Source organism: Nocardioides nanhaiensis (assembly GCF_039542785.1).
Classification (GTDB): Bacteria; Actinomycetota; Actinomycetes; order Propionibacteriales; family Nocardioidaceae; genus Nocardioides; species Nocardioides nanhaiensis.
Map to the genome: position 1 here is coordinate 1,660,281 of NZ_BAABIM010000001.1, position 19,785 is coordinate 1,680,065.

At 73.7% G+C, this 19,785-nt stretch carries 25 protein-coding genes; 12 read left to right on the plus strand and 13 right to left on the minus strand.

The window, feature by feature from the left end:
* Positions 1–70: 70 nt before the first annotated feature.
* Together ABD948_RS07905 and ABD948_RS07910 are read left to right on the plus strand one after the other, a co-directional pair.
* Entirely contained in the window at positions 71–1,183 is a 1,113-nt protein-coding gene (locus tag ABD948_RS07905) for a calcium-binding protein (RefSeq protein WP_345264376.1), read from the plus strand.
* Positions 1,184–1,252: 69 nt separating this feature from the next.
* Positions 1,253–1,555 carry a hypothetical protein gene (locus ABD948_RS07910; protein ID WP_345264378.1) on the plus strand — a complete coding sequence of 101 codons (303 nt, stop codon included), beginning with the start codon at positions 1,253–1,255 and terminating at the stop codon, positions 1,553–1,555.
* A gap of 39 nt (positions 1,556–1,594) precedes the next feature.
* On the opposite strand, the gene ABD948_RS07915 is transcribed toward ABD948_RS07910, so the two are convergent.
* Positions 1,595–3,184: an MXAN_6640 family putative metalloprotease gene (locus ABD948_RS07915; RefSeq protein WP_345264380.1), complete on the minus strand. Its 1,590-nt coding sequence runs from the start codon at positions 3,182–3,184 to the stop codon at positions 1,595–1,597.
* 73 nt (positions 3,185–3,257) lie between these two features.
* Positions 3,258–3,668: an FAD synthase family protein gene (locus ABD948_RS07920; protein ID WP_345264382.1), complete on the minus strand. Its 411-nt coding sequence runs from the start codon at positions 3,666–3,668 to the stop codon at positions 3,258–3,260.
* A 51-nt stretch (positions 3,669–3,719) separates the two neighbouring features.
* On the opposite strand from ABD948_RS07920, the gene ABD948_RS07925 reads away from it, so the two are divergent.
* Entirely contained in the window at positions 3,720–4,994 is a 1,275-nt protein-coding gene (locus ABD948_RS07925) for a DUF445 domain-containing protein (RefSeq protein ID WP_345264384.1), read from the plus strand.
* Entirely contained in the window at positions 4,994–5,248 is a 255-nt protein-coding gene (locus tag ABD948_RS07930) for an RNA-binding S4 domain-containing protein (protein ID WP_345264386.1), read from the plus strand. The genes ABD948_RS07925 and ABD948_RS07930 overlap by 1 nt, the downstream gene beginning before the upstream one ends.
* 29 nt (positions 5,249–5,277) lie before the next feature.
* Here the strand turns inward: ABD948_RS07930 and ABD948_RS07935 are convergent, their stop codons facing one another.
* Positions 5,278–5,718, minus strand: a complete 441-nt coding sequence (locus ABD948_RS07935; RefSeq protein WP_345264387.1) for a MarR family winged helix-turn-helix transcriptional regulator — start codon at positions 5,716–5,718, stop codon at positions 5,278–5,280.
* A 60-nt stretch (positions 5,719–5,778) separates the two neighbouring features.
* On the opposite strand from ABD948_RS07935, the gene ABD948_RS07940 reads away from it, so the two are divergent.
* Positions 5,779–6,207: an organic hydroperoxide resistance protein gene (locus ABD948_RS07940; protein ID WP_345264388.1), complete on the plus strand. Its 429-nt coding sequence runs from the start codon at positions 5,779–5,781 to the stop codon at positions 6,205–6,207.
* 20 nt (positions 6,208–6,227) lie between these two features.
* On the opposite strand, the gene ABD948_RS07945 is transcribed toward ABD948_RS07940, so the two are convergent.
* The 3 genes from ABD948_RS07945 to ABD948_RS07955 all read right to left on the minus strand — a co-directional run bounded on the left by ABD948_RS07945 (position 6,228) and on the right by ABD948_RS07955 (position 8,055).
* On the minus strand, positions 6,228–6,596 hold the full coding sequence (locus ABD948_RS07945) for an FKBP-type peptidyl-prolyl cis-trans isomerase (RefSeq protein WP_345264390.1): 369 nt from the start codon (positions 6,594–6,596) through the stop codon (positions 6,228–6,230).
* A gap of 43 nt (positions 6,597–6,639) precedes the next feature.
* Positions 6,640–7,071 (minus strand): CBS domain-containing protein, encoded by a 432-nt coding sequence (locus ABD948_RS07950; RefSeq protein WP_345264392.1) that lies wholly within the window; start codon positions 7,069–7,071, stop codon positions 6,640–6,642.
* Between the two features lie 93 nt (positions 7,072–7,164).
* On the minus strand, positions 7,165–8,055 hold the full coding sequence (locus tag ABD948_RS07955) for an inositol monophosphatase family protein (protein ID WP_345264394.1): 891 nt from the start codon (positions 8,053–8,055) through the stop codon (positions 7,165–7,167).
* 43 nt (positions 8,056–8,098) lie between these two features.
* Between ABD948_RS07955 and ABD948_RS07960 the strand changes: the two genes are divergently transcribed.
* Positions 8,099–8,563, plus strand: coding sequence for a DUF2231 domain-containing protein (locus ABD948_RS07960; protein WP_345264396.1), 465 nt, complete (start codon positions 8,099–8,101; stop codon positions 8,561–8,563).
* Positions 8,564–8,584: 21 nt separating this feature from the next.
* On the opposite strand, the gene rsgA is transcribed toward ABD948_RS07960, so the two are convergent.
* From rsgA to ABD948_RS07975, 3 genes are all read right to left on the minus strand, one after another.
* A complete protein-coding gene (rsgA, locus tag ABD948_RS07965; protein ID WP_345264398.1) occupies positions 8,585–9,586 on the minus strand; it encodes a ribosome small subunit-dependent GTPase A in 1,002 nt (333 codons plus the stop codon).
* Positions 9,587–9,602: 16 nt separating this feature from the next.
* On the minus strand, positions 9,603–10,907 hold the full coding sequence (aroA, locus tag ABD948_RS07970; protein ID WP_345264400.1) for a 3-phosphoshikimate 1-carboxyvinyltransferase: 1,305 nt from the start codon (positions 10,905–10,907) through the stop codon (positions 9,603–9,605).
* A gap of 115 nt (positions 10,908–11,022) precedes the next feature.
* A complete protein-coding gene (locus ABD948_RS07975; protein ID WP_345264402.1) occupies positions 11,023–11,565 on the minus strand; it encodes a DoxX family protein in 543 nt (180 codons plus the stop codon).
* A 96-nt stretch (positions 11,566–11,661) separates the two neighbouring features.
* Between ABD948_RS07975 and ABD948_RS07980 the strand changes: the two genes are divergently transcribed.
* The 5 genes from ABD948_RS07980 to ABD948_RS22125 all read left to right on the plus strand — a co-directional run bounded on the left by ABD948_RS07980 (position 11,662) and on the right by ABD948_RS22125 (position 14,286).
* Entirely contained in the window at positions 11,662–12,450 is a 789-nt protein-coding gene (locus ABD948_RS07980; protein ID WP_345264404.1) for an SOS response-associated peptidase, read from the plus strand.
* Positions 12,447–13,085 (plus strand): alpha/beta hydrolase family protein, encoded by a 639-nt coding sequence (locus ABD948_RS07985; protein ID WP_345264406.1) that lies wholly within the window; start codon positions 12,447–12,449, stop codon positions 13,083–13,085. Before ABD948_RS07980 ends, ABD948_RS07985 begins: the two co-directional genes overlap by 4 nt.
* Positions 13,086–13,200: 115 nt before the next feature.
* Entirely contained in the window at positions 13,201–13,824 is a 624-nt protein-coding gene (locus tag ABD948_RS07990; RefSeq protein ID WP_345264408.1) for a sigma-70 family RNA polymerase sigma factor, read from the plus strand.
* Positions 13,821–14,129 (plus strand): mycothiol system anti-sigma-R factor, encoded by a 309-nt coding sequence (rsrA, locus tag ABD948_RS07995; RefSeq protein ID WP_345264410.1) that lies wholly within the window; start codon positions 13,821–13,823, stop codon positions 14,127–14,129. The genes ABD948_RS07990 and rsrA overlap by 4 nt, the downstream gene beginning before the upstream one ends.
* Positions 14,130–14,211: 82 nt before the next feature.
* Complete coding sequence (locus ABD948_RS22125) at positions 14,212–14,286, plus strand: 50S ribosomal protein bL37 (protein ID WP_425465425.1); 75 nt, start codon at positions 14,212–14,214, stop codon at positions 14,284–14,286.
* Between the two features lie 85 nt (positions 14,287–14,371).
* Here the strand turns inward: ABD948_RS22125 and ABD948_RS08000 are convergent, their stop codons facing one another.
* From ABD948_RS08000 to ABD948_RS08015, 4 genes are all read right to left on the minus strand, one after another.
* Positions 14,372–14,797: a thioesterase family protein gene (locus ABD948_RS08000; protein ID WP_345264412.1), complete on the minus strand. Its 426-nt coding sequence runs from the start codon at positions 14,795–14,797 to the stop codon at positions 14,372–14,374.
* Entirely contained in the window at positions 14,794–15,228 is a 435-nt protein-coding gene (locus ABD948_RS08005) for a GNAT family N-acetyltransferase (RefSeq protein WP_345264414.1), read from the minus strand. Before ABD948_RS08005 ends, ABD948_RS08000 begins: the two co-directional genes overlap by 4 nt.
* Positions 15,229–15,307: 79 nt before the next feature.
* On the minus strand, positions 15,308–17,008 hold the full coding sequence (locus ABD948_RS08010; protein WP_345264417.1) for an acetolactate synthase: 1,701 nt from the start codon (positions 17,006–17,008) through the stop codon (positions 15,308–15,310).
* A gap of 63 nt (positions 17,009–17,071) precedes the next feature.
* Positions 17,072–17,920 (minus strand): DUF2785 domain-containing protein, encoded by an 849-nt coding sequence (locus ABD948_RS08015; protein WP_345264419.1) that lies wholly within the window; start codon positions 17,918–17,920, stop codon positions 17,072–17,074.
* Between the two features lie 100 nt (positions 17,921–18,020).
* On the opposite strand from ABD948_RS08015, the gene ABD948_RS08020 reads away from it, so the two are divergent.
* Positions 18,021–19,517: a histidine kinase N-terminal domain-containing protein gene (locus tag ABD948_RS08020; protein ID WP_345264421.1), complete on the plus strand. Its 1,497-nt coding sequence runs from the start codon at positions 18,021–18,023 to the stop codon at positions 19,515–19,517.
* The last annotated feature ends 268 nt before the right edge of the window (positions 19,518–19,785 follow it).

A 19,785-nucleotide genomic window follows, 5' to 3' on the forward strand; every position in this document is an offset into this window, starting at 1 on the left:
CACGCGGAACCCCGGACCCGCTGCCTCGTTGAGGTGGCAGCCCCCGCACCCCCGCACCCCCGGAGACCCCATGACCGCCCGTGCCCTGTCCTGCGTGCCTGCGGCGCTCACCGCGCTGGTGGGCACCTCCCTGGCCGCCGCGGCCCTCGTCGTCGTCCCCCCGGCCGCCACGGCGGTGGCCGCCGCCACGGCGGTGGCCGCCGCCACCTGCCAGGGGCGCCCGGCCACGGTCGTGGGCACCGCGGGCAACGACCGCTTGGTCGGCACCGTGGGCCCCGACGTCATCGCGCTGCTGGGCGGCAACGACTCCGTCGACGGCCTCGGCGGCGACGACCTGATCTGCGGCGGCCCCGGTCGCGACCGGATCGCCGGCGGAGACGGCGCCGACCGCATCGACGCCGGCACGGGCGACGACTACGTGCTCGAGGGGGCCGGTGACGACCGCGTGGTGGGTGGCCGCGGCCGCGACTACCTCAGCTACTTCAGCTGGAGCACCGGCATCCGGGTCAGCGACGGCCGCACCGCCACCGGCGCAGGCCGCGACACCCTGGTCGGCGTCGAGACGATCGAGGGCACCCCGCAGCGCGACGTGATGGTCGGCGGCGCCGGCGACGACGTCCTGCGCGGCCTCGCGGGTGACGACGTCGTCAAGGGTGGGCGTGGCGACGACTACCTGGCCGCCACCGGCGGGGTGGTGCGCGCCGGCCCGGGGAACGACTTCGTGGAGGCCAGCGGCAGCGTGACCGCCTACCTGGGCGCGGGTGCGAACGGGGCGGACGTGGTGGGAGGTGCGCCCACAGTCGTCGGGGGACCCCAGCAGGACGGGTTCAACGTCCGGACGCGCTCGAGCCGCGCCACGCTGCGCGGCGGAGGCGGCGAGAACCAGGTGAACCTGCAGGGGGTCCGGCGCTCGGTGACCCTCGACCTCGAGCGCGGGGCCGGCTCCTGGCAGGGCGGGGGGCTGCGGATCTCTGCGGTGCACACGGTCGTCGGCACCAACCGCGCCGACCTGCTGGTCGGCAGCGCCATCACCGACGTCGTCTACGGCCGCGGCGGCCCCGACGACATCCGTGGCGGGGGCGGCATCGACCTCCTCACCGGCCAGGGCGCGCGCGACCGCATCGACGGCGGCGCCGCCTACGACTACTGCTTCGCCGAAGCCACCGTCCGCTGCGAGGCCTGACCACCCGACGCCTCCGCGCGCTCGGGGGCGCGCGTCATCATGGGGAGGTGGACAGGGAATCATGGGGAGGTGGACAGGGAGCAGTGCGGGTCCGGGCGGTTCGGCTACGAGCCCCGCTCACCGTCCGACCGGCACGGCGAGGAGCCGATCACCTACCTGGAGCTCCGGGCGCACAGCGACCCAGGCCCGTTCTGGGGGCACGACGAGGCCCTCTCCGACGACTTCGCCGACTGGCAGCCACGGGGGATGACGCGGCGCACCTTCGAGCGGTGCCTGCGGTGGGCCGAGCTCGGCGGCGACGACGAGGAGGGCGCCCGCCTGGTCCGCCTGCTCCGGGGCGAGCTGCCCGACGTCCAGGTCGAGATGCGGTAGCGCCGGTCCGGCGGTGTCCGATCCCGGATTCGTGCCGGGTCAGCGGAAGGTGCTGACCTTCAGCGAGAAGCGGCGGTCGTCGTCACGGGCCACGCCACGGCAGGAGTAGGTGGTGCCGCGTCCGCAGCGGTAGCGGGTCGAGGCGTTGGCGACGGTGAGGTAGACCGCGCGCACGCGCTTGGCCGAGAACGGCACCACGACCTTGCCGACGCCCTTGCGGGTCAGCGTGACCGGCTTGCGCTGCAGGGCGCCCTTCGTGGTGCGCACGGTGACGTAGGCGCCGGGGGAGGACCCGCGGGCGGGGCCCTTGACCACCACGCGCAGCTTCCACTTCTTGCCCATGGAGGAGTCCGGCCGCACGACGTAGGAGGCCGAGGCCAGGTGGTCGACGCGCACCCGGAAGCGGGTCCGGCGCTGCTGCTTGCCCAGCTCACGGGTGCCGCGGGTGATCGCGGCCGGCCATGCCTCGCCCTCGGCGTAGTTCTTGCCGGGCATCAGGTTGGCGGCCGCGAAGGCGGTGTAGCGCCTGGTCAGGCCGCCGCGCTCGGCCAGGGCGCTGCGCAGGGCCTGAGCGGAGTACTGGTCGGCCCGACCCCGGTTGGCGTCGGCCCGCTCCCACACGTCGCGGACCACGCGGTTGCCCATCCGGCTGCTGAGGTACTCCCAGAAGGTCCAGTTGCCGTAGTGGACGCCGGGGTCGGCGAAGGTGTCGAGCGGCACGTGGGGGAGCCGGGTCTGGCCGATGGGCAGGTACTGGCGGTTGTCGTTGACGCCGTCGGCGAAGCGCTCCTCCATCCACACCGCCGTGGACTCCATGAACCACTGGTCCTCGGTGAAGTCGTAGGCGAACTGGACGGCGTGGAAGAACTCGTGCGCCAAGGTGACGCGCAGGTTGTCCTTGGGCTTGCCGGAGAACTGGGTGGAGGAGAAGTCGTTGTCGACGACGCAGTAGCCCGAGGCGACCTTGCGGCTGCCGGGCTTGTAGTACTCGGGCACGCAGTAGCCGTACAGGCCGGTGCCGAGGTCCTTGAGGTAGACGTCGAACTTGCTGTTGCCGCCGAACTTCCGGTCGGCCACCGGCTTGCGGTAGCCGAGCTTGCCGGTCTCGAAGCGGTAGACCTTGTCGAGGATCTTGAGCGAGTACGTGGCCCACGCCTCGCTGGGCGGGGCGTCGGCGGTGCTGCGCACGTGGTGCAGGCACACGCGCTTGGTGCAGCGCTTGACCGAGGGCACCGAGTAGCCGTTGCCCTGGGGGTCCGAGGCGCCGTCGGTGGGGCGGGCCAGGATCACCTCGGCCAGCGCGCGCTCCTCGGGGTCGAGGTCGGGCAGCGCGGAGAACAGGTCGCGCATCAGGAACGTGGCGTGCTCGCCGTCAGCCGGCGTCACCTGCTCCCCGGGCCGCGGGGCCACCACGCGACGTGCTCGCTGCAGCAGCGCCTCGGGCGTCGCGGCGGACTCGGCCGTCACGGCGGTGAGCGGCGCGACGTCGGTGCTGCCGCCCCGGGGTCCACCGGCCGAGGCGCTGGAGGCGCCCGGGGCGCCCAGCAGCGTCGCGGTGAGCAGGACGGTGGTGACGAGGGCTGCCAGATGGCGCAGCTGGCGCAGATGGCGAGGGCGCGTGCGGGTCATGGGCTGTTCATCCTGTCGGGGAAGGTGGATGGACGGTCGCGTCGTGGTGCGGGGGGCGGCAGGGTGGCAGGGATCAGGTGGCGGCGGCGATCTTCTCGATCAGCGCCGTGGTGGAGATGGCGGGGGTGCGTGGCAGGTAGACGACCTCGCAGACGTCGCGGAACTCGTCGAAGCGCCCCGCCCAGTCGTCACCCATCACGAGCACGTCGGCGCCGTGCTCGACCAGGTACTGACGCTTGAGCTCGAGGCTCTCCTCGAGGAAGACGGCGTCGACGTCGCGCAGGGCGGCGACGATGGCCAGCCGCTCGGCCTGGGAGAAGACCGGTTCGCGCCCCTTCTTGGAGAGGTTGAGGGCGTCGGCGGAGACGCCGACGACGAGGCGGTCGCCGAGCGCGGCGGCGCGCTCGATGACGCGCAGGTGACCGACGTGGAACACGTCGAAGGTCCCGAACGTGAGCACCGTCCGGGAGGGCGGGGAAGGCATGGATTCCATACTGGCACGAGCCGGCCTTGATTCGTCGGCAAGGATGCGGCGGTGAGCACGAGTGTTGGATCCACCCCGTTCCTGGTCGCCGACCCCGCCGCGGACGCCGAGCGCCGCCGCGGTCTGCGGCAGATGCGCACCGTCGCCGTGTCGCTGTTGCTGCTGGCCGCCGTCGTCTTCGTGCTGACGCTGGGCGAGGAGGGCTTCCTCGGGTTCGTCAACGCCGGGGCGGAGGCCTCCATGGTCGGTGCGATCGCCGACTGGTTCGCCGTCACCGCGCTGTTCAAGCACCCCCTGGGCCTGCCCATCCCGCACACCGCCCTCGTGCCGCGCCGCAAGGACGACCTGGGGAGGGGTCTGCAGGACTTCGTGGGCGAGAACTTCCTCCAGGAGGGCGTCATCCGCGAGCGCCTCGCCGCCGCGACGCCGGCCGCACGCCTGGGCACCTGGCTCTCCGACCCCGCCCACGCGCAGCGGGTCGTCGAGGAGGTCTCCACGGTGGCCGGCGCGGGTCTGAAGCGCGTGCGCCAGGACCACGTGGTGGCCCTGGTGCAGGAGGCGCTGGTGCCGCGCTTCCGGGAGGAGCCGATCGCGCCACTGCTGGGCGGCCTGCTCGGCGAGGCGCTGCGCGACGACGTGCACCACGGGCTGGTCGACCTGGCCCTCGACGAGCTGCACGACTGGCTCATGGAGAACCCGGAGACCGTGCAGGAGGTGCTGGGGGAGCGTGCCCCGTGGTGGGCGCCGCCGAGCATCAACGAGAAGGTCACCGCCCGCGCCCACCTGGAGATGGTGCGCTGGGTGGCCGACATCCGCGACGACCCGCGGCACCGGGCCCGCCAGGCGCTGGACTCGATGCTGCTGCGGCTGGCCCGCGACCTGCTCGAGGAGCCGGAGACCCAGGCGCGTGCGGAGCGGTTCAAGGAGCGGCTGCTGGACCACCCCGCCGTGGTGAGCACCGGCATCTCCCTGTGGAACGCGCTGCGCAAGGCGCTCACCGCCTCCTTGGCCGACGAGCAGGGGGCGGTGCGGCGCCGGCTGCTCGAGGAGCTGCAGAAGTTCTCCACCCGGCTGGGCGAGGACGACGCGCTGCGCGAGCGGCTCGACGGCATCGCCTCGGACGCCGTGGTGTACGTGGTGGGTCGCTACGGCACCGAGCTGACCGGCGTCATCACCTCCACCATCGAGCGCTGGGACGGGCGCGAGGCGGCCAGCAAGATCGAGCTCCACGTGGGCCGCGACCTGCAGTTCATCCGCATCAACGGCACCATCGTCGGAGGCCTGGTGGGGGTCCTCATCCACTCCGTCGTGGTGCTCATCGGATAATGGCCGGCGTGAGCGACCCAACGAACGTCACCATCTCCGACGAGAACATCAAGCTCGGCCAGTTCCTGAAGCTGGCCAACCTGGTCGAGTCCGGCTCGCAGGCCAAGGAGCTGCTGGCCGGCGGGGTGGTCAAGGTCAACGGCGTCAGCGAGACCCGCCGGGGTCGCCAGCTGGCCGTCGGTGACGTCGTCTCGGTGGCCGCGGCCTCCGCCCGGGTGGTCGACGAGACCACGCCCGACGACTTCCCCTGGTGACCGGCTGACCGGCTGACCGGCTGACCGGCTCAGTCGGGCAGCACCGCGAGGAGCTTGTCGAGCAGCGCCCGCAGCGCCAGTGCGTCCTCGGGGGCGAGCTCGGCGCGCTCGACCAGACGCATGGGCACGTCGGCGACGCGCTCGCGCAGGGCCCAGCCGGCCTCGGTGACCTGCACCAGCACCCGGCGCTCGTCGTCGGGATCGCGGTGCCGCGCGACGACGCCCGCGGCCTCCAGCCGCTTGAGCACCGGGGTGAGCGTGCCGGAGTCCAGGCGCAGCCGCGCGCCGACCTCGCCGACGGTCATCGGTGCGTCGGCCTCCCAGAGCGCCAGCAGGCACAGGTACTGCGGGTAGGTGAGCTGCTCGGCCGCCAGCAGGTCGGCGTACTGACGGGTGACGGCGCGCGCGGCGGCGTAGAGGGGGAAGCAGAACTGGCGGTCGAGCTCGAGCTGGGGAAGCGGTGCGGCCATGGGTGCACTGTACGCGATCACACCTTGCGCAAATAGATTGTGCACAATATGTTGGTGCGCATGACCACGACCGAGAACGCCCTGTACACCGCCAGCGCCGTCGCCACCGGGGAGGGGCGCGATGGCCACGTCGCCTCCACCGACGGCCAGCTCGACCTCGACGTCCGGATCTCGAAGGAGATGGGCGGCGCCGGCGGTGCGACCAACCCCGAGCAGCTCTTCGCCGCCGGCTACGCCGCGTGCTTCCACAGCGCGCTGCGCGTCGTCGGCCAGCGATCCGGCGCCGACGTCGGTGACTCCGAGGTCGTGGCGGACGTGTCCATCAGCGCCACCGAGCAGGGCGGCTTCCAGCTGGCCGTCGGTCTCGAGGTGACGCTGCCGAACCTCGACCGCGAGGCCGCCGAGCGGCTGGTCGAGCAGGCGCACCAGGTGTGCCCCTACTCGAACGCCACCCGCGGCAACATCGAGGTCGCGCTCAGCGTCGCCTGACTCCGCTCGCGAGCGTCGGCTCAGCGCACCTCGAGCAGGTCGACGACGAAGACCAGCGTCTCGCCGGGCTTGATGACGCCGCCCGCGCCGCGGTCGCCGTAGCCCAGGTGCGGCGGGATCACGAGCTGACGGCGGCCGCCGACCTTCATGCCCTGCACGCCGGTGTCCCACCCGGAGATGACCTGGCCGATGCCGAGGCGGAACTGCAGCGGCTCGCCGCGGTTGTAGGAGGCGTCGAACTCCTCGCCGGTGGAGTGCGCGACGCCGACGTAGTGCACCTTGACCGTCTGGCCGGCGGCGGCCTCGGGGCCGTCGCCCTCGCGCAGGTCGGTGACCACGAGGTCGGTGGGCGGGGTGGGGTCGACGAAGTCGATCTCGGGCTTGTCCATGCGCGCGACCCTACGGGGCCGGCCGAACCACCTCACCGCCACCTCACGACTGGTGCAGGTAGCTGTCGAGCTGGTCGCGCTCGAACTCCAGCTGACCGATCTTGTGCTTGACGACGTCGCCGATGCTGATGATGCCGACCAGCCGGTCGCCGTCGAGCACCGGCACGTGGCGGAAGCGGCGTGCGGTCATCGTGGCCATCACCGTGTCCAGGTCGTCGTCGGGTGCACAGGTCTCGACGCCCTCGGTCATGATCGCGGCGACGACGTTGTTGATCACCGTGCCGTCGCTGTGCAGGTGGCGCACGACGTCGCGCTCGCTGACGATGCCCTCGATGCGGGTGCCGTCGGTGCTCACGATCAGCGCGCCGATGTTGTGCTCGGCCAGCAGCGCGATCAGCTCGCGCACCCCGGCCTCGGGGGAGATGGTGACGACGCCGTGGTCGGGCTTGGCGGAGAGGATCTCACCGATGCGCATGGGGTGACCGTACTCACACCGGCACCCGGGGCACCAGGGTCCGTCCAGACCTCCCGGCGACTCCGGCCCCGACCCGGTGCTGCAGGTGTCTGGTCAGTCCTCGCGCGGGCGGCGCGGGTGCAGCTGGCTCACCGAGGCGCCGGTGGGCCGTGGGTCGTCGGGGTCCTCGGGGCGGTCGGGTCCCTCGGCGGGGGAGCCGAGGAAGGACAGCGCGGCCTCGTGCAGGTGCCCGTTGCTGGCCAGTGCGTTGCCGCCCCACGGGCCCTCGGCGCCGTCGAGGGAGGTGAAGCGGCCCCCGGCCTCGCGCACGATCACCTCGAGGGCAGCCATGTCGTAGACCTCCAGCTCGGGCTCGGCGGCCAGGTCGACGGCGCCCTCGGCCAGCAGCATGTAGCTCCAGAAGTCGCCGTAGGCCCGCGTGCGCCAGCAGCGCCGCATCAGCGAGGTGAGGTCGTCGAGCCGACCGCGCTCGTCCCACCCGTCGAGGGAGGCGTAGGAGAACGAGGCGTCCTCGAGCCGTCGCACGTCGGAGACCTGGCAGGGCGAGGCCTTCAGCAGGGAACGCCCGGTCCACGCGCCGGCACCCGTCGAGGCCCACCAGCGCCGCTGCAGCTGCGGTGCCGAGACCACCCCGAGCACCACCTCGTCGTCGACGGCCAGCGAGATGAGGGTGGCCCAGACGGGGACTCCGCGCACGAAGTTCTTGGTGCCGTCGATGGGGTCCACGATCCAGCGGCGCGACCCGGAGCCCGTGGTGCCCTCCTCCTCGCCGGTGACGGCGTCGCGCGAGCGCACCCGCGAGAGCGTGCGGCGGATGCCCTCCTCGACGGCCCGGTCGGCGTCGGTGACCGGCGTCAGGTCGGGCTTGCTCATCACGTGCAGGTCCAGGGCCTTGAAGCGCGCGGTGGTGAGGGAGTCGGCGTCGTCGGCGAGCACGTGCGCCAAGCGCAGGTCGTCGGTGTAGTCGGGAGCATCGGTGGCCACGGCCCACAGGCTACGTTCAGGGCGCTGCTCTATCTTCTGCCGCATGGAGATCAACGGGTTGCCGCTGCACGCCCTGGTCGTGCACGCCGCCGTCGTGTTCGGCCCGCTGTCGGCGCTGGCCGGCGTCCTCTACGCCGCGGTGCCGCGCTGGCGGGGGCGGCTGCGCTGGCCGCTGGTCGCCGCGGTCACCGTCGCGCTCGTCAGCATCTGGGTGGCCTACTTCTCCGGCGAGAGCGTCGAGGAGAACAACACCTACGGCGGCCCGCTGGCCGCGCTGCTCGAGACCCACGAGGAGCGTGCGAACGTCCTGCGCCTCACCACCACGGGCTTCGCGCTCCTCACCTACGTCTCGGTGTGGTGGCAGGGGCGCCCCGCGCGCGGCTCGTCGCACACGGTGGGCACCGTGCTCGCCGTCCTGGTGGGTCTGGCTGCGGTGGCCACGGGTGTCTACACCGTCCTCACCGGCGACGCCGGCGCGCAGATCGCCTGGTACGGCACCAACGGCTGACCTGGCCCGTCGTGCGCCGGGTCAGTAGTCGGTGACGCTGCGGGCGGCGAGCAGACGCCGGAACGAGCTGATCCGGTCGGGGTCGGCCTCGCCGCGGGCGAGTGCCTCGTCGAGGCCGCACTCGGGCTCCTCCTCGCCGTGCGTGCACCCCCGCGGGCAGCCCTCGGTCAGCTCCTCGAGGTCGGGGAAGGCGCCGATCAGGTCCTCGGGCTGCACGTGCGCGAGCCCGAACGAGCGGATGCCGGGCGTGTCGATGATCCAGCCGCCCTCCACACCGTCGTGGCCCGGCAGCGCGAGCATCATCGCCGAGGTGCTGGTGTGGCGGCCGCGGCCGGTGACCGTGTTGACGTGCCCCACCGCGCGGGTCGCGTCGGGCACCAGCGCGTTGACCAGGGTCGACTTGCCGACGCCGCTGTGCCCCACCAGGACGCTGGTGCGCCCGGCCAGGTGGGTGCGCAGCTCGCGCAGGTCTCCGCCGCGCCGGGTGACCACCCACGGCACGCCGAGCGCCCGGTAGGTGACGAGCAGCGTCTCGGGGTCGGCCAGGTCGCTCTTGGTGAGGCAGAGCAGCGGGTCCATGCCGGCGTCGTAGGCGGCCACGAGCGCCCGGTCGAGCAGGCGGGGCCGCGGCTCGGGGTCGGCCAGCGCGGTCACGACCACCAGCTGGCTGGCGTTGGAGACGATCACCCGCTCCACGGGGTCGTCGTCGTCGGCGGTGCGGCGCAGGGTGGTGCTGCGCTCGCGCACCTCCACGATCCGGGCGAGCGTGCCCTCCTCGCCGGAGGTGTCACCCACCACGCGCACCTGGTCGCCCACCACCACGCCCTTGCGGCCCAGCGGCCGGGCCTTGACGGCCATCACCGGGGTGCCCGCGACGAGCAGCGTGAAGCGGCCGCGGTCGACGGTCGTCACGACGCCGTCGACGGCGTCGTCGTAGGAGGGGCGCTCCTTGGTGCGTGGGCGTGTGCGGCGACGGGGACGGTCGTAGTGCTCGACGTCGTGGTCGCTGTAGCGCCCGCTCACCGCTGCCCCATCCCGCTCAGACGTCCTGGGGCAGCAGGCCGGACCAGAAGCCGGCGAAGTCGGGGAAGGTCTTGGCGGTGGTGGCGACGTCCTCGACGAGCACACCCTCGGTCGCGGCGCCCACCACCACGGCCGCGTGCGCCATCCGGTGGTCGGCGTAGGTGTGGAAGGTGCCGCCGTGCAGGGGCGCGGGCCGCAGCTCCAGCCCGTCCTCGTGCTCGGTGACGGCGGCGCCCAGCCCGCCCAGCTCGGCGGCCAGGGCCGCCAGGCGGTCGGTCTCGTGCCCGCGGATGTGCGCGACGCCGCGCAGCCGCGAGGGCGAGGAGGCCAGCGCGGCGAGCGCGGCCACCACCGGCGTCAGCTCCCCGACGTCGTGCAGGTCGGCGTCGAGGCCCTGCAGTCCCGCGCGGCCCTCCGCGGGCCCGGTGACGGTCAGTCCCTCGGCGTCGCGGCTCACCGTGCACCCCATCTGCTCGAGCAGGCCCCGCAGGGCGTCGCCAGCCTGGGTGGTGTGCGCGGGCCAGTCGCGGACGGTCAGGCTGCCCCCGCTCAGTGCCGCCAGGGCCACGAACGGCCCGGCGTTGGAGAGGTCGGGCTCGATCTGGTGGTCGACGGCGGCGACCGGCCCGGGCGCGACCCGCCAGCGGTCCGGCTCGGCGTCGTCGACCTCGACGCCGTGCTCGCGCAGCATCGCGACGGTCATCTCGATGTGGGGGAGCGAGGGCACGGGCTTGCCGTCGTGCAGGACGTCGACGCCCTGCTCGTAGCGGGCGCCGGCCAGCAGGAGGGCCGAGACGAACTGGGAGGAGGAGGAGGCGTCGAGCACGACCTGCCCGCCCGCGACGGCGCCCGACCCGTGCACCGCGAACGGCAGCGCACCGCGCCCGCCGTCGTCGACCCGGACGCCGAGCATGGTCAGCGCGGTGAGCACCTGCCCGATGGGGCGCGTGCGCATGTGCGGGTCGCCGTCGAAGGTGACGGCGCCGGTGGCGAGCGCGGCGACCGGCGGCACGAACCGCATCACGGTGCCGGCCAGGCCGCAGTCGACCGCCACCGGGCCGGCCAGGTCACCGGGCGTGACCCGCCAGTCCTCGCCGGTGGTGTCGACCCGGCTGCCCAGCGCGGTGAGCGCGGTGGCCATCAGCAGGGTGTCGCGCGAGCGCAGCGCCCGCCGGACGACGCTGGGGCCCTCGGCGATCGCGGCGAGCACGAGCGCGCGGTTGGTGAGGGACTTGCTGCCCGGGAGGCTCACGGTGGCCTCGACCGGACGGCGGGCGACCGGCGCGGGCCAGAGGTCCAGGGCGGCGGCGTCGTCGGTCACGTCGGCTGAATCTAGTCCACGCACGACTCCGCCCCTCCGCTCACCGGGTCTCCCCGGCCCACGGAGGGGCGGCTGGTCGACCACGCTGGTCGGGCAGGCTGTCGGCCGTGGTGGCTCAGGTGAGCTGCGACTTGGCCTGCACGGTGGCGAGCTTGGCCTCGCGGCGCGCGGTGGCCGCCAGGTGCTTGGCCTCGCGGCGGGCGTCCTTGGCCGCGCGACCCGCGCGCCAGGCCACGCCCGGCTTGCCGTCGGTGTCACCGGCCGCGATCAGCAGACCGCCGGCCAGGCTGAGGTTCTTGAAGAAGTGGATGGTCTGCGCCTGGCGCTCGGCGGCGTCGTCGACCTCCCAGAAGCGGTGACCCGCGTAGGTGGTCGGCGCGAGCGAGGCCGCGAGCAGCGCCGCCGAGAGGCGGGGGAACTTGCCGGTGGCCAGCGCCAGCCCGGCCGCCACCTGCACGCCACCGTTGATCCGCACCAGGGTCGCGGCGTCGCTGGGGATCGGCACCTGGGGCGCGGCCTCCTGGGCCTTGGGCACCACCTTGTCGATGACGGGCTTGGCCTTGGCGGCCAGCGCCGGGGCGTTGCGCAGCGCGTTGGCTCCGCCGATGACGAAGATCGAGGCGAGCATGGGACGGGCGACGAGACGGCTCAGGGACATGCCTACTGAGTACCCGATCGGCGCCGGTTCACCGCCGCGCCGCAGTCGCGTCACCGCCGGCGCCACCTCCTCGCGGGCGGGCATAGGGTGTCGCGCATGTGTGGGCGCTACGCCTCCAGCCGGCGGCCGGAGGACCTCGTGGAGGAGTTCGAGGTCGTGGACAGCCGCGTGCCCGTGCCGCTGGAGCCCGACTACAACGTGGCCCCCACCAAGGAGGTCTACGCCGTCCTCGAGCGCCCGCCACGCACGGAGGCCGACGGCGTCGAGCACGCCCCGGAGCGCCAGCTGCGCACGCTGCGGTGGGGCCTGGTGCCCTCGTGGGCCAAGGACGCCTCGATCGGCAGCCGGATGATCAACGCCCGCAGCGAGACCGTGGCCGAGAAGCCGGCCTTCCGGCGCGCCTTCGCCGCCCGCCGGTGCCTGCTGCCGGCCGACGGCTACTACGAGTGGTACCCCACCAGCGAGCTCACCCGCGCGGGCAAGCCGCGCAAGCAGCCGTTCTTCATCCGTCCCGCCGACGGCGGCGTGCTGGCGATGGCCGGCCTCTACGAGATCTGGCGCGACCCCGCGCGTGCCGAGGACGACGAGCAGCGTTTCGTGTGGACCTGCACGGTGCTCACCACCCAGGCCCAGGACGACCTCGGGCACCTGCACGACCGGATGCCGCTGATGGTCGACGTCGAGCGACGCGACGCCTGGCTCGACCCGCGGGCCTCGGGTCCCCAGCTGCTGGACCTGCTCACGCCCGCGGCTCCCGGACGGCTCGAGGCCTTCCCGGTGTCGCCGGCGGTGGGCAACGTGCGCAACAACGGCCCACAGCTGGTGGAGCCGCTGCCGCTGGAGGAGCCCGACGGGCCCGTCGAGACCGAGGTGGAGGACACGTGACGACCGACGAGATGTGGGTGGACACCCCGCAGGGTCGAGGACGCTTCGTCACCCGACGCGCGCGCGGGCCCAAGCTGACGCTGCTGCTGGGCCACGGGGCGGGTGGTGGCATCGACGCCCCGGACCTGGAGGCGCTGGCCACGTACCTGCCGCGCCACGGCATCACCGTCGTGCGCTTCGAGCAGCCGTGGAAGGTCGCCGGGCGGAAGGTCGCCGGACCTCCCGCGAGCCTCGACGAGGCGCTGCGGGCCGGGTACGACCGGCTGCGGATGCAGACGCCGCTGGTGCTCGGAGGTCGCTCCGCCGGGGCACGCTCCGCCGCACGCTGCGCCAAGAGCCTCGGTGCCGTCGGCTGTCTCGCGCTGGCCTTCCCGCTGCACCCGCCGGGGCAGCCGGAGAAGACCCGGCTCCCCGAGCTGCGCGGCGCCCGCGTGCCGACGCTCGTCGTCCAGGGGGAGCGCGACCCGTTCGGCACCCCCGAGGAGTTCCCCGAGGACCTCGAGGTGGCCGTGGTCCCCGGCGCCGACCACGGGTTCAAGGTCCCGGCCCGCGGCGAGGCGACGCAGGAGGAGGCGCACGCCGTCGTCGTCGAGTCGGTGCTGGAGTGGATCGTGCGCGAGGTGCTCGGCAGCTGATCCGCCGGGCGTGCTCCCGCGGGCGGAACGTCCGGCGGAATGTCCGGCCGCGGGGGTGTGTTGTGCCCACATGGACGTGCTCGACCGACCCACCGCCGACGTAGGCTGGGCCCTGATGACTGACAACCCCGACGTCGACGTCGCCACCGAGACCGATGCGGAGCGCTCCGCGCGCTTCGAGCGCGACGCGCTGCCCTACCTCGACCAGCTGTACTCGGCCGCGATGCGGATGACCCGCAACCCCGCGGACGCCGAGGACCTGGTGCAGGAGACCTTCGCCAAGGCCTACTCGGCCTTCCACCAGTACAAGCCCGGCACCAACCTCAAGGCCTGGCTGTACCGGATCCTCACCAACACCTTCATCAACAACTACCGCAAGAAGCAGCGCCAGCCGCAGCAGTCGATGTCCGAGGACGTCGAGGACTGGCAGCTCGCGCGGGCCGAGTCGCACACCTCGACCGGGCTGCGCTCCGCGGAGATGGAGGCGCTCGAGCACCTGCCCGACAGCCAGGTCAAGGACGCCCTGCAGCGCCTGCCCGAGGAGTTCCGCCTCGCGGTCTACCTCGCCGACGTCGAGGGGTTCGCCTACAAGGAGATCGCCGAGATCATGGGGACCCCCATCGGCACCGTGATGAGCCGGCTGCACCGGGGCCGCCGCCAGCTGCGCGACATGCTGGCCGACTACGTGCGCAGCAACGACCTGCTGCCCGCCGGGACGATCGAGGGGGCGGTGAAGTGAGCCACCACACCGAGCACAGCAGCCACACGGGCCACGACCACGGTGCCGGGGAGGTGTCCGCGGAGGACTGCGCCGACTACCTCGAGCGGATCGTCTACTTCCTCGACAACGAGCTCGACGACGCCGACTGCGGCGCGGTCCGTGCCCACCTCGACAGCTGCAACCCCTGCCTGGTCAAGTACGACCTGCAGAGGACGATGAAGGCCATCGTGGCCCGCTCGTGCTCCGAGGCCGCCCCCACCGACCTGCGCCAACGGGTGATGGTGCGCCTGGAGCAGGTGCGACTGGAGATCCGCGAGGGCTGAGCCCCGGTCCCATCGGCGCCCCGGATTCGCGCTGCGGGCCCGGGTTTGGGAGACTGTCCCGATCTCGATCCAGGAGGACACCATGGGCAAGACCGGCCGCAAGCGCCGTTCGCGTCGCAAGAAGGGCGCGAACCACGGCAAGCGTCCCAACACCTGAGCACCCAGCGTCGCTCAGGTGCGGACCATCCGCACGCATGACGAACCCCCGGCCACCGGCCGGGGGTTCGCTGCGTCCGGGGGGCTCAGGCCGGGGGGCGCACCCGGCCGAGGAACCGCTCGGCGTCGACGACGACACGGGTGACCTCGCCGGTGGCGACGACGCCGCGAGGGGTGCCGTCGGCGCCGAGCTCACGGGCGGCGACGCTGAAGCGGTGCAGACGGCCGTCGACGAAGCCGGCCGTGGCGCTGACCTGCACGCGCCCCCCGACGGCGGTGGCGGCGCTGTGCTCGAGGGTGACCCGGGTGCCGACGCTGGTGGCGCCCTCGCCGAGCGCGGGCTCGATGGCGGCGCACGTGGCGGCCTCGCACCACGCCAGCAGGCGCGGGGTCCCGAGCACGGGCAGGCTCCCCGAGCCGACGGCGAGCGCGGTGTCGGCGTCGGTGACCTCGAAGGTCAGCGTGGCCTCGAGGGCGGGCGGTCCGGAGGGGACGGGTGTCGACGCGCTCATGGCAGCTCCCGGTGGTAGGCGATGAGCTGGACACCGGGCACCGGTGACCAGTCGCGGGCGGTGTCGCGGACGAAGCCGAGACGCTCGTAGAGGCGGTGCGCGCCGTGCATCTCGGTCAGGCTCGAGAGTGCGATGCCCGGGGCGCCGTCACGCCGGAACCGCTCGACCACCAAGGTGGCGAGCGCCTCGCCGACGCCACGCCCCTGCGCGGCGGGGTGCACGGCCAGCATCCGGAACTCGCCCTCCTCGGGGCGGGCCACCTCGCGCATGCCGCCGCCCGGCGGGCACACGGTGACCGCACCCAGCACCCGGTCGCCGTCACCCTGCACGGCCACCCACACCTCGGCCTCCCGGTCGCGCGTGGCGACGTCGGCCAGACGCTCGCGGTAGGGATCCGCGCGCCCCAGCAGGAAGGGGTCGTAGGCGGCCACGGTGAGCGCGGCGACGTCGTCGTGCTCCGACGCGCGGACCCGCCTCAGCTCCAGCCCGCCGCCAGCCGGGCCAGCCGCCTCAGATGCCGAACGTGTTGCGCGGATAGGTGGCCTCCACATCGGTGATCACGTTGACCAGGTAGGGCACGCCGGCCGCGAACGCGCGGTCCATGGCGGGGCCGATCTGGCGGGGGTCGGTGACGGTCTCGCCGGCGCCGCCGAGCGCCGTCACGACCTGGTCGTACGGGGTGCGGGGGGCCAGGTCGGCGATCACGTCGTAGCCGTAGAGCATCTGCATCGGGCCCTTCTCGAGCGCCCAGGCGGAGTTGTTGCCCATCACCATGACGACCGGCAGGTCGTGGCGCACGAGGGTGTCGACGTCCATCAGCGAGAAGCCGGCGGCGCCGTCGCCCAGCAGCAGCACCACCTGCGAGGAGGGGCGGGCGAGCCGGGCGGCGATGGCGGCGCCGAGGCCGGCGCCCAGGCAGCCGTAGGGGCCGGGGTCGAGCCAGCCGCCGGGACGCTGCGGCTCGACGTACTTACCGGCGAAGCTGACGAAGTCGCCGCCGTCGCCGATGACGACGGCGTCCTCGGCCAGGCGGGGGACCAGCTCGCCGTAGATGCGGGCGGGGTGGATGGGGTCGGCCTCGGCCTGCAGCAGCTCGCGGTCGCGCTCGGTGGCCTTGGCCACCGTGTCCTGCAGGGTCGAGACCCACGAGGTCCAGTCCGGCTTGGTGCCGCGCTCGAGCGCGGCCTGGACGCCGTCGAAGACCGCGGAGAGGTCGCCGGAGACCGACGCCGCCAGCTCGGCGTGCCCCGAGACCTGCCCGGGGGAGTCAGCCACGTGCACCACGCGGGCGGGGGAGGAGCCCTCCTCCTTGCCGCCGAAGACGCCGTAGCCGAGCCGGAAGTCCAGGGGCGTGCCGACGACGACGACCAGGTCGGCGCCGCCCAGCGCGGCGCCCCGGGCCTTGGTGACCAGGAGCGGGTGGCCGCCGGGCACCACGCCGCGGCCCATGCCGTTGGCGATGGTCGGGACGCCGACCTCCTGCACGAAGCGCAGCGCGGCCTCCTCGGCGCGGTCCGACCAGACGTCGGTGCCGAGGATCAGCACGGGCCGCGAGGCCTGGGCCAGCAGCCGGGCGATCTGCGTGAGCGCCTCGGGGTCGGGCTCGGCGCCGCGCAGGCTGCCCACCTCGGGCAGCGTGCCGGAGGCCGAGTTGAAGAACTCGTCCATGGGGACGTCGACGAAGACCGGCCCGCGGTGCGAGGAGCCGGCGGCGGTGAAGGCGCCGTGCATGCCCTCGAGCACGTCGCCGGCGGTGTGCAGGGTGCTGGCCTGCTTGGAGATGGAGGCGACGATCGGCGGCTGGTCGAGCTCCTGCAGCGAGCCGCTGCCCCAGCGGTTTGCGGGCGCGCGCCCGCCGACCACGACCATCGGGGACCCGGCGAACTGGGCCTGCGCGATGGCGCTGACGCCGTTGGTGACGCCGGGCCCGGCCGTGAGCACCGCGAGGCCGGGCACACGGGTGAGCTTGCCGGTGGCCTCGGCGGCGAAGGCCGCCGTCTGCTCGTGGCGCACGTCGAGCAGCCGCATCGGCGGGTCGGCCTTCACCGCGCCGTCGTACATCGGGAAGACGTGGGCGCCCGAGAGGGTGAACATCGTCTCGACGCCGTGCGCGCGCGCGACCTCGACGGCCAGCCGGCCGCTGTGTCCCTCGATGGGGCCGCCCGGCTCGGGTGCGGCGGCGGGCGGGGTCTCGGACGTGTCCTGGGTCATGGCCGCAGGTTACCCACGGGTCGGCTGGCTGGCGCGGCGCACTCGCTCAGGGTCGGCGCGGGATCAGTGCCCGGGGTCGCGCAGGTACGCGCGGTTGGTGTCGCGCAGCACGTCGACGAGCAGCAGCAGCAGGTCGGCGCGCACCGCCGGCGCGCGCCGGGTGCCGAGCGCCAGCTGCAGGTAGAGCGCCCGCAGAAAGGCCTCGGCGTTGGCGGTGGCCAGGTACGGGTCGCCCTCGAGCGCCCGGTGCCGGGCGGCCTCGCCCAGCCGGCCGACCCAGGGCTCCAGGGTCTCGATGCTCACCCGGTCGCGGCGCAGGATCGCCATCGCCGCGGCTGCCAGCCGGTCGGTCTCGCCGTGGGTCAGCGCGACGTCGGTGCGCACGGCCAGGCGCTCGCCGATGACGTCGAGCAGCACCGCCAGCTCGGCCTTGCCCACGTGCGGCGACCCGGCGAGCGACCCCAGCGCGTCGGCGGCCCGGGCCAGGGCGTGCGCCCAGCCCTTGGCGGGCACGAAGGCGCGCAGGTCCTGCTCCTCGAGCAGCCACGTGGCGATCCGGTCGCCCCAGTCGAGCACCCGCCCGCCGAGGACCAGCGGCCGCTCGGTGTCGCGGTCGATGCAGGCGGCCAGCACGCGCGCCGAGCAGGCGCGGCGGAAGACGGCGTCGCCAGTGGGCTCACCCAGGCCGACACGCAGGCCAGCGGCCATGCCGTCGCCCAGTCCCGAGAGCAGGTCGTCGTACTCGCCGCGGCGGATCCAGGTCGTGAGCGTGGGGGTCGCGACCTCCTCGCGCACCCGCGGGTCGGCGTCGCCGAGCATCTGGGTGAGCTCCGTGGTGAGGTCCGCGAGGGAGCGGTCCGCGGGGACCTCCCGACCACCGTCGAGCACCCGCACCCAGTACGCCGAGACCATGTTCCCCCACTGTCGCCAACCGTGTTGCCCGCCCTGCGCCGGTGCGGTCGCCGGAGACCGCGCCGCGTGAGCCCGAGAGCGAGCAGCCTACCCTGATCCGGTGCCGACCCTCGCCGAGCTGGTGCGCAGCCACACCGACCTCGACGCCGAGGACGTGCGTTGGCTGCAGCTGCTGCAGGCCGACTGGCAGATCGTGGCCGACCTCTCCTTCGCGGACCTGGTGCTGTGGCTCCCCGACCGCGGCGGCGAGGGCTACTGGGCGGCCGGCCAGATGCGGCCCACCACGGGGCCCACGGCCTACGTCGACGACGTCGTCGGCACGTTCGTGCCGCGTGGTCGGCGCCCGATGCTGGACGAGGCCCACACCCACGGCCGGCTGGTGCGCGAGGGCGACCCCGAGTGGCGCGACGACGTGCCGGTGCGGGTCGAGGCCATCCCCGTGCGGCGGGCAGGGCGGGTGATCGCCGTCGTCGGCCGGCACACCAACCTGCTCGGGGTGCGCACCCCGAGCCGCCTGGAGCTCTCCTACCTGCAGACCGCCTCGGACCTGACCCGGATGATGGCGCTGGGCACCTTCCCGGCCGCCGGGCAGCGCAGCGACCACGCCGACACCCCGCGCGTGGGCGACGGCTTCGCCCGTGTGGACGGCGCCGGGCGGGTCGAGTACGCCAGTCCCAACGCCCAGTCGGTGTTTCGCCGACTGGGACTCGTCGGCGACCTCGCCGGCACCGACCTGGCCCGACTCACCCGCGAGCTGGTGCCGGCGCGGCGCCGCCCGGACGAGGAGACCTTCAGCGCCGTGCTCGGTGCGCGCGACTACCGCGACACCGAGGTGGGCAACGAGCACGTGACCCTGATCGTCCGCGCCATCCCGCTGCGCCCCGAGGGCACCCACATCGGCGGGGTGATCCTGGTGCGCGACGTCACCGACCTGCGCCGCCGCGACCGCGAGCTGGTCACCAAGGACGCCACGATCCGCGAGATCCACCACCGGGTGAAGAACAACCTGCAGACCGTGGCCGCGCTGCTGCGTCTGCAGGCACGGCGCATCGACTCCGAGGCCGCCAAGGCGGCCCTCGAGGAGGCGGTGCGCCGGGTGGGGTCGATCGCGATCGTGCACGAGACGCTCAGCCAGTCGGTCGAGGAGCACGTCGCCTTCGACGAGATCGCCGACCGGCTCGGCGCGATGGTGGCCGAGGTGAGCGCCGTCCCGGGCCGGGTGCGGGTGCACCGCGCAGGCACGTTCGGAGAGCTGGCCTCGGAGCAGGCCAGCGCCCTGGCGATGGTGCTCACCGAGCTGCTCCAGAACGCCGTCGAGCACGGGTACGCCGGCGGCGAGGAGGTCCCGGCGAACGACGACGGGGAGCCGACGGCGCCCGGGCAGGTCGTCGTCGACGTGCGACGGCTCGCCGGACGGCTGCACGTGACCGTCGACGACGACGGCCGCGGGCTGCCCGACGGTTTCACGCTCGAGGGGTCCACGAACCTGGGGCTCTCGATCGTGCGCACCCTGGTCGAGTCCGAGCTCGGTGGTCAGCTGGAGGTCGGTCCGCGGCCCGGTGGTGGTGCCCGGGCGGCGCTGGACGTACCGGGGTGAGGAGCGACTCCCCGTTGCGATCGGGCTCCGGCTACGTCGCCGGGGCTTCGTTCCTCAGCCTCGGCTCCTGCGCCTCGTGCCAGCCCCCGGCTGCGGGGGACGGTCCTATAGATGTCAAGGGGTCATGAGGTCGGTCCGTAAGGCTCGGTAGACGGCGCGGGCGAGGTGTCGTTTGAGGCACCGGATGATCTCGGGATTGGAGAGTCCTTCGGCGCGTCGGCGCGTGACGTAGTCCATGGTGGGTGGGTGGTTGCGCATCCGGCCGATG

What these genes read in the sequence shown, in the direction of transcription:
- ABD948_RS07975 (WP_345264402.1), bottom strand. Translation starts at nt 11,565, where the DNA reads ATGTCCCTGAGCCGTCTCGTCGCCCGTCCCATGCTCGCCTCGATCTTC.
- ABD948_RS07960 (WP_345264396.1), top strand. Translation starts at nt 8,099, where the DNA reads ATGGAGATCAACGGGTTGCCGCTGCACGCCCTGGTCGTGCACGCCGCC.
- ABD948_RS07915 (WP_345264380.1), bottom strand. Translation starts at nt 3,184, where the DNA reads ATGACCCGCACGCGCCCTCGCCATCTGCGCCAGCTGCGCCATCTGGCA.
- ABD948_RS07950 (WP_345264392.1), bottom strand. Translation starts at nt 7,071, where the DNA reads ATGCGCATCGGTGAGATCCTCTCCGCCAAGCCCGACCACGGCGTCGTC.
- ABD948_RS07940 (WP_345264388.1), top strand. Translation starts at nt 5,779, where the DNA reads ATGACCACGACCGAGAACGCCCTGTACACCGCCAGCGCCGTCGCCACC.
- ABD948_RS07990 (WP_345264408.1), top strand. Translation starts at nt 13,201, where the DNA reads ATGACTGACAACCCCGACGTCGACGTCGCCACCGAGACCGATGCGGAG.
- ABD948_RS08000 (WP_345264412.1), bottom strand. Translation starts at nt 14,797, where the DNA reads ATGAGCGCGTCGACACCCGTCCCCTCCGGACCGCCCGCCCTCGAGGCC.
- ABD948_RS07980 (WP_345264404.1), top strand. Translation starts at nt 11,662, where the DNA reads ATGTGTGGGCGCTACGCCTCCAGCCGGCGGCCGGAGGACCTCGTGGAG.
- ABD948_RS07935 (WP_345264387.1), bottom strand. Translation starts at nt 5,718, where the DNA reads ATGGCCGCACCGCTTCCCCAGCTCGAGCTCGACCGCCAGTTCTGCTTC.
- ABD948_RS08015 (WP_345264419.1), bottom strand. Translation starts at nt 17,920, where the DNA reads ATGGTCTCGGCGTACTGGGTGCGGGTGCTCGACGGTGGTCGGGAGGTC.
- ABD948_RS07920 (WP_345264382.1), bottom strand. Translation starts at nt 3,668, where the DNA reads ATGCCTTCCCCGCCCTCCCGGACGGTGCTCACGTTCGGGACCTTCGAC.
- ABD948_RS08010 (WP_345264417.1), bottom strand. Translation starts at nt 17,008, where the DNA reads ATGACCCAGGACACGTCCGAGACCCCGCCCGCCGCCGCACCCGAGCCG.
- ABD948_RS07905 (WP_345264376.1), top strand. Translation starts at nt 71, where the DNA reads ATGACCGCCCGTGCCCTGTCCTGCGTGCCTGCGGCGCTCACCGCGCTG.
- ABD948_RS07945 (WP_345264390.1), bottom strand. Translation starts at nt 6,596, where the DNA reads ATGGACAAGCCCGAGATCGACTTCGTCGACCCCACCCCGCCCACCGAC.
- ABD948_RS07930 (WP_345264386.1), top strand. Translation starts at nt 4,994, where the DNA reads ATGGCCGGCGTGAGCGACCCAACGAACGTCACCATCTCCGACGAGAAC.